The following is a 10,608-nucleotide window of genomic DNA, read 5'->3' on the forward strand; positions in this document are numbered from 1 at the left end:
CGCACAAAAACTGCTGGATGGACCGCCAGCCTTGCCCGGAAAACCTGCCGCCTTTATAGGCAAAGTGCTGCGCCGCTGACCATTTTCTGGAAGCGGCCTTTTCTTTTATCGAGGTTTGAAATGTCGAGTTCGCTCAACACGGTCGCAATCGAAAGCCGGGAAAGCTCGTGGGCGGGACATCTGCGCGCCACGTTTGCTCTTGGGATCCCGCTTGTCGGCGCGCAGCTGGCGCAGATGGCGACCCATACGACCGACGTCATCCTTGTTGGCTGGCTCGGTACCACGGAGCTTGCATCCGTCGTTATCGCGACACAGGCGTTTTTCATTGTCTTCATCTTCGGCACGGGCTTTACCAGCGCCGTCATTCCGCTCGTTGCGCAGGCCCTCGGCCATAATGACAAGGTGGGTGTCAGGCGTGCGGTTCGCATGGGGCTTTGGGTCGTTATTGCCTATTGCGCGCTGATGGCGCCGATCCTCTGGTTTTCCGAGCCGATCCTGCTTGCGCTCGGCCAGGCGCCGGATGTGGCGGCGAATGCCCAGGGTTATCTGCGCATCGCGCAATGGGGCATGTTCCCGGCGCTCGGCCTGTTCGCGATCCGCAGCTTCGTGACCGGGCTCGAGAAGGGCAGCATCGTTCTCTATGTCACGCTCGGGATGTTCGCGATGAACTTCGTGGTGGCCTATCTGACGATCTTCGGCCATTTCGGCGCACCTCGGCTTGGTATCTACGGTGCAGCCCTTGCGGCCGTCTGCGCCAATCTTACCGGCTTCATCATCATCATCGCCTATGTGCAGATGCATGAAGCGACACGGGCCTACGAGATATTCGTGCGTTTCTGGCGCCCTGACTGGCCGATCATTCGCGAGGTACTTGTCCTCGGTCTTCCGATCAGCTTCACCATTCTCGCCGAAACCAGCCTGTTTGCGGCCGCATCGCTGCTGATGGGAATGATCGGCAAGCTGGAGCTTGCGGCCCATGGTATCGCGCTTCAACTGGCGTCGATCGCCTTCATGATCCCGCTGGGGCTGGCGCAGGTGGCGACCGTTCGTGTCGGGCTTGCAAACGGTCGCGGTGATGATCTCGGGGTGAAACGGGCAGGGATCGCGGTTCTGGTCGTCAGCGTCGTTTTCGCGATCGTCGGCAGCATTCTTTATGCGGCGTTCCCGTTCTTCTGGGGGGGGCTGTTTCTGGATACGACTCAGCACGATGCCGCTGCCGTGCTGGCGCTTGCCGCGCCGCTGATCGTGATTGCCGGGGCATTTCAGTTGGTCGATGGTCTGCAGGCAGTCGGCGCCGGGCTGCTGCGCGGTCTCAAGGATACGAAAATCCCGATGATCCTTGCGCTGATCGCCTATTGGCCGATCGGTTTCGTCTGCGCCTATGTCTTCGCCTTCCCGCTCGGTCTCGGCGGCAAGGGTGTCTGGTTAGGCTTCGTGCTGGGACTTGCCGCTGCCGCTATCTTCCTATGCGTCCGTTTCTGGATGCTGGTGAAGCGCCAAAAAGAAATGGCCCGCTGAAAGCGGGCCATTCGAAAGTCTCTAAAAATCTGATGATCAGCGTTCGGCGAGAGCCGGTTCGCCCTTCTTTTCGCGCACCAGATTGATGAAGCGGCGGAAGAGATAGTGGCTGTCCTGCGGGCCCGGCGAAGCTTCCGGGTGGTGCTGGACGGAGAAGACCGGCTTGCCGGAGAGGCGCAGGCCGCAATTGGTGCCGTCGAACAGCGAGATGTGAGTCTCTTCAACGCCTTGCGGCAGTGACTTCGAGTCGACTGCGAAGCCGTGGTTCATCGAAACGATTTCGACCTTGCCCGTCGTGTGGTCCTTGACCGGGTGGTTGGCGCCGTGATGGCCCTGATGCATCTTTTCGGTCTTGGCGCCGAGTGCGAGACCCAGCATCTGGTGACCGAGGCAGATGCCGAAGGTCGGGATGTCGGTCTTGATAATCTCCTGGATCACCGGCACGGCGTATTCGCCGGTTGCAGCCGGATCGCCCGGGCCGTTCGACAGGAATATGCCGTCCGGCTTCAGCGCCAGAATGTCTTCGGCGGAAGTCTGGGCCGGGACGATCGTGACTTTGCAGTCGAGACCGGTGAAGAGGCGCAGGATGTTGCGCTTGACGCCGTAATCGATGCAGACGACGTGATACTTCGCGTCTTCGGCCTTCAGTTCGCTATAGCCTTCGTTCCAGACCCAGGGCTTTTCAGTCCACTGCGAGGACTGGCCGGATGTGGCTTCCTTGGCGAGGTCGAGGCCTTCCAGGCCGCTCCATGCCTTGGCTTCGGCTTTGAGCGCCTCGATGTCGAAGACGCCATTCGGGTCGTGGGCGATGACGGCATTCGGTGCGCCGTGTTCGCGGATCCAGGCGGTCAGCGCGCGAGTGTCGATGCCGGACAGGCCGATGACGCCGCGGCTCTTCAGCCAGCCATCGAGGTCCTTGGCTGCACGGTAGTTGGACGGGTCGGTGATGTCGGCCTTGAAGATCGTGCCGACGGCGCCGCGGCGTGCAGCCGGCGTCAGGTCTTCGATATCTTCGTCATTGGTGCCGATATTGCCGATATGCGGGAAGGTAAAGGTGACGATCTGGCCGAGATAGGATGGGTCCGTGAGGATTTCTTCGTAGCCGGTGAGCGCCGTGTTGAACACGACTTCCGCCGGAACCTTGCCGGTCGCGCCGATGCCGGTGCCTTCGATGACAGTGCCATCCGCAAGAACGAGGAGGGCGGTGGGCTTCTTAGGTGTCCAGGGAGCGGAGCCGGTCATGTTTATCCTTCTGACCCATCGTTCCCGTCTCGGCGAAGACAGGCTGCAGGGGTTCATGTTGTCGCAGAAAAGTGCGCAAGCGTCATCGCCGGCGGCTCTTCAATCCAAATGTCGTGCAGGTGCGGGAAAATAAACAAAGGCTAAGGCGCGGTCAATGTCATCCGTTAAAGAATCACCCTCAATCGCCGCGGTTAGGTGGGAAAAGATTGATCGGCCCCGTCGCCTGATCTATCACCGCCTTCAACGGCCCTCATTTGGGCGCTGCGGGACGTGTCGGCCCGCCATGACGGAGAATACTTCAGATGATGCGCGAAAAGCTCACCGAATCCATGAAGGAAGCCATGAAGGCGAAGGACAGCCGCCGGCTTTCCACCGTTCGCCTGATCCAGAGCGCGGTCAAGGATCGCGACATCGCCAATCGCGGCGTCGGCAAGGATGCGGCTACCGACGATGAAATCCTGCAGATCCTGCAAAAGATGGTGAAGCAGCGCGAAGAATCGGCCAAGATCTACGAGGATGCAGGCCGCGCCGAGCTTGCCACCCAGGAGCGTGAAGAAATCGATGTGCTCAAGACGTTCATGCCGGAGCAGCTTTCCGACGAGAAGGTCGGCGAGATCGTTGCGGCCGTCGTCGCCGAAATCGGCGCTGCCGGGATGAAGGACATGGGCAAGGTTATGGCTATCCTGCGCGAGCGTTATGCCGGCCAGATGGATTTCGCCAAGGCTTCCGGCGTCATCAAGGCGAAGCTGAGCTAAGGGCGGCGCTGCCGTATCGAGTTATCGCTGCGCCTGTGGGCGCCGCAATCGTTTTTACAAAGGGCTGTGAATACCGGGCAAGAAACATCTTGGCCGTGGTGCAGCCCGTGACTTCCGCCTATATGAGTAGACATGCGCTTTTCAAACACGTTCCTAGACGAGATACGCGACCGCGTGCTGATCTCCACCGTGATCGGCAGACGTGTGACGTGGGATCGGCGCAAGACGAATGTGTCACGCGGGGACTATTGGGCCTGCTGCCCCTTTCATGGCGAGAAAAGCCCGAGCTTTCATTGCGAGGACCGCAAGGGTCGGTATCACTGCTTCGGTTGCGGTGTATCGGGTGACCATTTCCGTTTCCTGACAGATCTTGAAGGGCTGAACTTTCCTGAAGCCGTTCAGCAGATCGCCGATCTTGCCGGCGTTGCCATGCCGCAACCCGATCCGCAGATGGAGAAGCGCGAGAAGGAGCGGACCTCGCTGCAGGACGTCATGGAAATGGCGACGCTCTATTTTCAGGATCAGTTGCAGAGTGCCAATGGCGCCAAGGCGCGGGCCTATCTTCGTGATCGCGGATTGACCGGTCGGACGATCGAGATGTTCCGCCTGGGGTATGCGCCCGAAAGCCGCAATGCCCTTAAAGAATATCTTGCGGGGAAGGGCGTGCCGAAGGAGCAGATCGAGGCTTGCGGTCTTGTTCGCCACGGGTCGGATATTCCTGTCTCCTACGACTATTTCCGTGATCGCATCATGTTCCCGATCCTGTCGTCGCGCGAGAAGGTTATTGCCTTCGGCGGCCGTGCCATGGCTGCGGATGCGATGGCGAAATACATGAACTCGCCGGATACCGAACTCTTTCACAAGGGACAGGTGCTCTACAATTTTGCGCGTGCAAGACGGGCAGCGCAGGCGGCAGGTGACCGGAAGCAGAGCGGCGCGCTGATTGCCGTCGAAGGCTATATGGACGTGATCGCGCTTTATCAGGCGGGCGTCGAAAATGCTGTCGCGCCGCTCGGCACGGCGCTGACGGAAAACCAGCTCGATCTTCTCTGGAAGGTAAGTCCGCAGCCGGTACTCTGCTTCGATGGCGATGGCGCCGGTATCCGCGCGGCCAATCGTGCGGCTGATCTTGCCTTGCCGGCGATCAAGCCCGGAAAATCGGTCAGCTTCGCGCTTCTTCCCGATGGCAAGGATCCGGACGATCTGGTGAAAAACGAGGGCAGGGAGCCATTCGACAGGGTTCTGTCGGAGGCGCGACCGCTTGTCGACATGATCTGGCAGCGGGAGACCGCGGGCTCCGTATTCGATACGCCTGAGCGGCGGGCGGAGCTCGATGCCCGGTTGAAGCAGATCATCTCGGTGATCGGCGATGAGAGTGTGCGTTATCATTATCAGCAGGATATTCGCGGCAGGCTCGGTTCCTTTTTCAGCCAGTCGGGCGGGGCAGGTGGTGAGCGTCGCCAGAATTTTCAGCGCAACAACAATGCCGGACCGGGGCGCAAGGGTGGGCGCGGCGGAGCGCCGCAGGGCGGATCGGTGGTGGCCGGCGCGATGATCGAAAGCGGCACGGCCGGAAGCGCCCGGCTGAACCAGATGCTGAAGCTTTCGTCCCAGGCGCGCCCTGCGCTGCGCGAAACCGTTCTGGCGCTGACGATCGCAAACCATCCGCAATTGCTGCTCGACGAATATGACGAGATTTCGTCTGTCGATTTCGAAAACAAGGATCTGCAGCGGTTTTGGTCATCGCTGCTCTCGATTGTCGGTCAACTCGGGACAAAGCTCTCTGTTGAGGCGGTTCGTGAAGGGCTTGTCGCTGAAGGATTTTCCGATCTGCTTTCGGCCATGACCCAGCAGGTGCGCAACGCCCGGCTCTGGACGGCGACGGAGGAGGCCGACCCGCAGGATGCCTTGCACGCTTATCGGCAGACACGGGCGCTGCATTCGCGCAACAAGGAACTCCGATTGCAGAAAATGGAACTGCGGCGCGAAATCGAGGAATTGACCGCTGACGAGGAGGAGCGCGGCGAAATTCTCTTGAGGGCGCTTTTGGAGATCCAGAACGAAATCACCCGGCTTGAGGCGCAGGAGGCAATCATTGACGGTTTCGGCGTTCTTTCCGGACGGGTCAAAGGCGCTGCGGTCAGCCATTGATTGTCAGAAAGACTGTGGAGGCGGTAATAGCTGATGCAAAATTGCCGAGGTTTGCTGATTTATCCGGTTTTTTGATCTGAGGCGGTTTCGCACGCTTGCGTTTTGATCAACCCTTGTCTTATGGGAAAACCTGCCTACATACTCGACGAAACTGGTGAACATGCCTGGCACGGGCAGGTGTAACGCGTCTTTTTCCAATTTTCCGGTGTAAATGTCGGGGAAAAGCTTGACGGATCGTTAATTTGTGGGAATCACCATTTCAAGGCAAGTTAGGCGGATTAGGGCAGTTGTGTCGGTGCTACCGGCAATCCGAGACATATGGTCTTTGCAAGGCCGTCGTCTGTGGTAATTCGGAATTAAAGGTCATTCCGTTACGAGTGGGCAAGTGATTCGCGGTTAGGGTATGAAGCCTTTAACCGCCAGCCATCAACGTGGCCCATCTGGTGCGGCGCAGTGGCGTTCAGGGAAAGTGACGAAATACATGGCAACAAAAGTCAAAGAAAACGAAGAAGCCGAGAACGAACGCGAAGCCTCGCATGACGGTCCGCTTCTCGATCTTTCTGATGACGCGGTCAAGAAGATGATCAAGGCCGCGAAAAAACGCGGCTATGTGACCATGGACGAGCTGAATTCGGTTCTGCCTTCGGAGGAAGTAACCTCCGAGCAGATCGAAGACACGATGGCGATGCTGTCCGACATGGGCATCAACGTGGTCGAGGACGAGGAGGCCGAGGACGGCGCCAGTCGCGACGACGATGACAGCTCCGATGGCGACGACAACGAAAGCGAAAGTGGCGAACTGACAACGTCCGGCGGCACCGCCGTCGCGACTGTCAAGAAGAAAGAGCCGACCGACCGAACCGACGATCCGGTGCGCATGTATCTGCGCGAGATGGGATCGGTCGAGCTTCTGTCGCGCGAAGGCGAAATCGCGATTGCGAAGCGCATCGAGGCTGGCCGCGAAACCATGATCGGTGGCCTCTGCGAAAGCCCGCTGACCTTCCAGGCATTGATCATCTGGCGCGACGAACTCAACGAGGGCACGACGCTGCTGCGCGAGATCATCGATCTCGAAACGACCTATTCCGGTCCGGAAGCCAAGGCGGCGCCGCAGTTCCAGAGCCCGGAAAAGATCGAGGCCGACCGCAAGGCTGCCGAAGAGAAGGAAAAGAGCCGCAAGGCCCGCATGTCTGCTGCCAATGACGACGATATCACGTCGGTCGGCGGCGATATGCCGATGGAGGAAGAGGAAGAGGACGACGATGAGTCGAGCCTGTCCCTTGCTGCCATGGAAGCGGAACTGCGTCCGCAGGTCATGGAAACGCTCGACCTGATCGCCGACACCTACAAGAAGCTGCGCAAGCTTCAGGACCAGCAGGTCGAGGCGCATCTCTCCTGTTCGGGCACGCTGTCCTCTGGCCAGGAGAAGCGCTACAAGGAACTGAAGGACGAGCTGATCACGGCAGTTAAGTCACTGTCGCTCAACCAGAACCGCGTCGATTCTTTGGTCGAGCAGCTCTACGACATTTCCAAGCGCCTGATGCAGAATGAAGGTCGTCTGCTGCGTCTTGCCGAATCCTATGGCGTCAAGCGCGACAGCTTCCTTGAGCAGTATCAGGGTGCCGAGCTCGATCCGAACTGGATGGAATCGATCGGCAATCTTGCAGCCAAGGGCTGGAAGGAATTCGCCAAGGCCGAGACCCGCACGATTTCGGATATCCGTTCGGAGATCCAGAATCTTGCGACTGAAACCGGCATTTCCGTTGCCGAATTCCGTCGCATCGTGTCGATGGTGCAGAAGGGCGAGCGTGAAGCGCGTATCGCCAAGAAGGAAATGGTCGAAGCCAACCTTCGCCTCGTCATCTCGATCGCGAAAAAGTACACGAACCGTGGCCTGCAGTTCCTCGACCTCATTCAGGAAGGCAATATCGGCCTGATGAAGGCGGTCGACAAGTTCGAGTATCGCCGCGGTTACAAGTTCTCGACCTATGCGACCTGGTGGATCCGTCAGGCGATCACCCGTTCTATCGCGGACCAGGCCCGCACGATCCGTATTCCGGTGCATATGATCGAAACGATCAACAAGATCGTTCGTACCTCGCGCCAGATGCTGCACGAGATCGGCCGCGAGCCGACGCCGGAAGAGCTGGCCGAAAAGCTGGCCATGCCGCTCGAGAAGGTCCGCAAGGTGCTGAAAATCGCCAAGGAGCCGATCTCGCTCGAAACCCCGGTGGGTGACGAAGAAGATTCGCATCTCGGTGACTTCATCGAGGACAAGAATGCGCTTCTGCCGATCGACGCCGCCATCCAGGCGAACCTGCGCGAGACGACGACCCGCGTTCTGGCCTCGCTCACCCCGCGTGAAGAACGCGTGCTGCGTATGCGTTTCGGCATTGGCATGAACACGGACCATACCCTGGAAGAAGTCGGCCAGCAGTTCTCGGTTACCCGTGAACGTATCCGTCAGATCGAAGCCAAGGCGCTCCGGAAACTCAAGCATCCGAGCCGCTCCAGGAAGCTCAGGAGCTTCCTGGACAGCTAGCCCTGGGGCAAGCTGCGGTCGTTCCTCGACAGCTAAGGCTTTCGGAACGGTCTTCAACTTATCGGCATATTGCCCGGCAGATGAAAGTCTGCCGGGCTTTTTGTTGTTCGCCATGTGCCGCAGGGACTTCATACCGCCGTTCTTTCATCCTACATCGGTGGCATGCAGGAAGGATCGCAGAAGCCACGTCACAAGCTTTATGGAGGCATTGCCGCCTCTGTCGCCCTGCATGTCATCATTGCGGTGGCTCTCTTCGTGCGCCTACCTGCCGCCGAGATGCAGCCACCTCAGGAGGAAAGCGTTTCGGTCGAGATCGTACCGCCGCCGGAAGAGCAGCCGGACGAGGAAAAGCCCGCGGAGCAGGAGCAGGCGTTGAACCTGACCATGCCGGAGCAGAAGCCGGAAGAGCAGCAGGCGCCGCCGCCAGAGCCAGAAAACACGCCCACCGAGGAGGCCAAGGCCGAGCCGCCTCCACCTCCGGCTCCGCAAGCACCAGAAGAAAAGGTGGAAGCCGAACAGCCACCACCTGCAGAGCCGCCGCCACCGACTGAAGAGCAGGCGAACGAGGAGCCGCCACAGGCGCCGCCATCCGAGCCCGCCCCCGCGGACCAGCCGCAGAACAACGAGCAGCAGGAGGCGAATGGCCGCCCGCTACCGGTTCTTCGCCCCGTGTTCGAGTTCGGAGAAGACAGCAAGGGATCGGGCGTTTCTACCGACGGCAATGCAGCCGAGGAGGGAGAGGTTGCGAAAGCCGAGGATCGGGATCCCGAAATCCCGCCAGAGGCAGCCGAAGAGACGAGCGAGGCAGCGGCAAGCGAAGCCGAGCCTAAGGCCGAGGCCGGGGCAGCGGCGCCGGCCCTGCCACAGGATGTTGCGCCGCCTTCTCTTGAAACGGCCCATGCAGATCCGCTCGCAACCAGCGATGACGGCACGATCGAAGGCATCCTTGCCGATATTGCGGCAGAGCCGGTGGAGAAGCCGCCAGAAAAGGAAAAGCCTGCCGAGGATGAAGCTTCGAAGGCCAAGCCGATGAAGGAGGCCAAGCGCCTGTTCTCGCAGACGGATACGTCAGATGCCTCGGCGACGACGGCGATGGCCAATATTCCGCGCGGTGTGCGGGCGAGCCAGCTCTGCACCACGGAATTAAGGGAACAGTTGCGGCATGGTTCTCCTGCGTATCAGCCGGAAATTCTGCCGTCCTATTCGCTGCCGCAGGGAAACGTTCTCGATATCCGCAGCGCGGCCTTCCGGGCCGGTGCGCAATGGTATGACGTGCGTTTTCGCTGCGAGATTGACGACGGCGCGACGAAGGTGGTGTCCTTCGGCCTCGAAGTCGGCGGCGCGGTGCCACATAACCAGTGGAAGGCCAGGCGGTTTCCCGAGTTCTGATCTACCGCTTATCAGGTCTCTGCCTTGTCGAGCATCTGGACCAGTTCGCGGATGACATCCAACGCTTCGTTCAGCACAACCAGTATTTCATCCGAGGGGGTTGAATCGAGATTTTCAATTGCATCGGTAAGCTTTGCCACGATGTCCGTGCTGAGTGTTGTTGCGTTTGCTGCCATGCCGAACCCTCTGCCTGCTGATTGCAACCGAAGGAAAGTGCCATGCATGGTGCTCAAGTCAATGGTTCCGGCGTCTCATATCGCTTGAAATCCAACCTTCATAATGGGGGAGAAGATAAAACTGGCGGATAAGACGTGCGGCAGAGGCGATGAGGAACAGGCCTGCGGCGATATTGAAAAGGCGCTGGTTGTGGGAATGACCAGCATGTGATCGAGGCGGGCGAAAATGGACATGAGGTTTCCGGTGTAGAGAAGCCTCTCTTGCTCCGTGGCGAAGGTCCGCTGGTCCCTGAGAGGTGCGCCGTTCGACGGCGGGATAGCGCCACCACCGGCGCCTGCCTCCGTGCCCCCACCCAGCCGGCCCCCGAAGTCTTCGCGGCATTTGTATTCGACGCTGTCAACGTTGAAGCTGACACGTGCTGAACTGCGGACCGGGCTCGCCGGTCAGATAGGCGTACTCCAGGCCGTTTATAATGGCCGGATCGGCTGCGAGATACCACGCGTCCAGATCAGTGAAGCGGTCTTCCACCACGATTTCGAGTGCGAGGATTCGGGGGTAGAGCGACGACTCGTCAACTGATGGAAATGCTCGGGCATTACGATATCGAGCATGCAGAACTGTACAGCCGAGAAGCTGCGCAAGCGATTCTTACCCGAGATAGCATGAACAAGGTCACTCGGCTTGAGCAACGCCGGAAAAAAAGGTGGCTAACCTTGCCAGTTAATTGGAGTGCAAGTCATTGAAATTATATGAGAAATGGTGGGCCCGGAGGGACTCGAACCCCCAACCAAGCGGTTATGAGCCGCCGGCTCTAACCATTGAGCTACAGGCCCT

General features: G+C 59.4%; 8 protein-coding genes, 1 tRNA gene and 1 pseudogene. 6 read left to right on the forward strand and 4 right to left on the reverse strand.

Going from position 1 to position 10,608, the window contains the following annotated elements:
- Nucleotides 1-120: 120 nt before the first annotated feature.
- Entirely contained in the window at nt 121-1,518 is a 1,398-nt protein-coding gene (locus JZX87_RS17820; RefSeq protein WP_206827088.1) for an MATE family efflux transporter, read from the forward strand.
- A gap of 36 nt (nt 1,519-1,554) precedes the next feature.
- Here the strand turns inward: JZX87_RS17820 and carA are convergent, their stop codons facing one another.
- A complete protein-coding gene (gene carA / locus JZX87_RS17825; protein ID WP_206827089.1) occupies nt 1,555-2,760 on the reverse strand; it encodes a glutamine-hydrolyzing carbamoyl-phosphate synthase small subunit in 1,206 nt (401 codons plus the stop codon).
- Nucleotides 2,761-3,062: 302 nt separating this feature from the next.
- Here carA and JZX87_RS17830 point away from each other — a divergent pair, with 302 nt between their 5' ends.
- The 4 genes from JZX87_RS17830 (at nt 3,063) to JZX87_RS31800 (ending at nt 9,597) form a co-directional block, all read left to right on the forward strand.
- Nucleotides 3,063-3,515 carry a GatB/YqeY domain-containing protein gene (locus JZX87_RS17830; RefSeq protein ID WP_206827090.1) on the forward strand — a complete coding sequence of 151 codons (453 nt, stop codon included), beginning with the start codon at nt 3,063-3,065 and terminating at the stop codon, nt 3,513-3,515.
- Between the two features lie 132 nt (nt 3,516-3,647).
- On the forward strand, nt 3,648-5,666 hold the full coding sequence (dnaG, locus tag JZX87_RS17835; protein ID WP_206827091.1) for a DNA primase: 2,019 nt from the start codon (nt 3,648-3,650) through the stop codon (nt 5,664-5,666).
- A 481-nt stretch (nt 5,667-6,147) separates the two neighbouring features.
- Entirely contained in the window at nt 6,148-8,208 is a 2,061-nt protein-coding gene (rpoD, locus tag JZX87_RS17840) for an RNA polymerase sigma factor RpoD (protein ID WP_148147544.1), read from the forward strand.
- Between the two features lie 114 nt (nt 8,209-8,322).
- Nucleotides 8,323-9,597, forward strand: coding sequence for a DUF930 domain-containing protein (locus JZX87_RS31800; RefSeq protein WP_206827092.1), 1,275 nt, complete (start codon nt 8,323-8,325; stop codon nt 9,595-9,597).
- A gap of 11 nt (nt 9,598-9,608) precedes the next feature.
- On the opposite strand, the gene JZX87_RS17850 is transcribed toward JZX87_RS31800, so the two are convergent.
- Together JZX87_RS17850 and JZX87_RS32010 are read right to left on the reverse strand one after the other, a co-directional pair.
- Complete coding sequence (locus JZX87_RS17850; RefSeq protein ID WP_206827094.1) at nt 9,609-9,830, reverse strand: hypothetical protein; 222 nt, start codon at nt 9,828-9,830, stop codon at nt 9,609-9,611.
- A gap of 340 nt (nt 9,831-10,170) precedes the next feature.
- Nucleotides 10,171-10,305, reverse strand: a complete 135-nt coding sequence (locus JZX87_RS32010) for a hypothetical protein (RefSeq protein ID WP_502711323.1) — start codon at nt 10,303-10,305, stop codon at nt 10,171-10,173.
- Nucleotides 10,306-10,328: 23 nt separating this feature from the next.
- Here JZX87_RS32010 and JZX87_RS31805 point away from each other — a divergent pair.
- Nucleotides 10,329-10,517: pseudogene (locus JZX87_RS31805) on the forward strand (hypothetical protein); the annotation flags it as partial.
- A gap of 14 nt (nt 10,518-10,531) precedes the next feature.
- Here JZX87_RS31805 and JZX87_RS17855 read toward each other — a convergent pair.
- Nucleotides 10,532-10,607: transfer RNA gene (locus tag JZX87_RS17855), tRNA-Ile, on the reverse strand.
- Nucleotide 10,608 lies beyond the last annotated feature (1 nt).

The organism is Agrobacterium sp. Ap1, from assembly GCF_017313375.1.
GTDB lineage: Bacteria > Pseudomonadota > Alphaproteobacteria > Rhizobiales > Rhizobiaceae > Neorhizobium > Neorhizobium cellulosilyticum.

What these genes read in the sequence shown, in the direction of transcription:
- JZX87_RS17820 (WP_206827088.1), top strand. Translation starts at nt 121, where the DNA reads ATGTCGAGTTCGCTCAACACGGTCGCAATCGAAAGCCGGGAAAGCTCG.
- carA (WP_206827089.1), bottom strand. Translation starts at nt 2,760, where the DNA reads ATGACCGGCTCCGCTCCCTGGACACCTAAGAAGCCCACCGCCCTCCTC.
- JZX87_RS17830 (WP_206827090.1), top strand. Translation starts at nt 3,063, where the DNA reads ATGATGCGCGAAAAGCTCACCGAATCCATGAAGGAAGCCATGAAGGCG.
- dnaG (WP_206827091.1), top strand. Translation starts at nt 3,648, where the DNA reads ATGCGCTTTTCAAACACGTTCCTAGACGAGATACGCGACCGCGTGCTG.
- rpoD (WP_148147544.1), top strand. Translation starts at nt 6,148, where the DNA reads ATGGCAACAAAAGTCAAAGAAAACGAAGAAGCCGAGAACGAACGCGAA.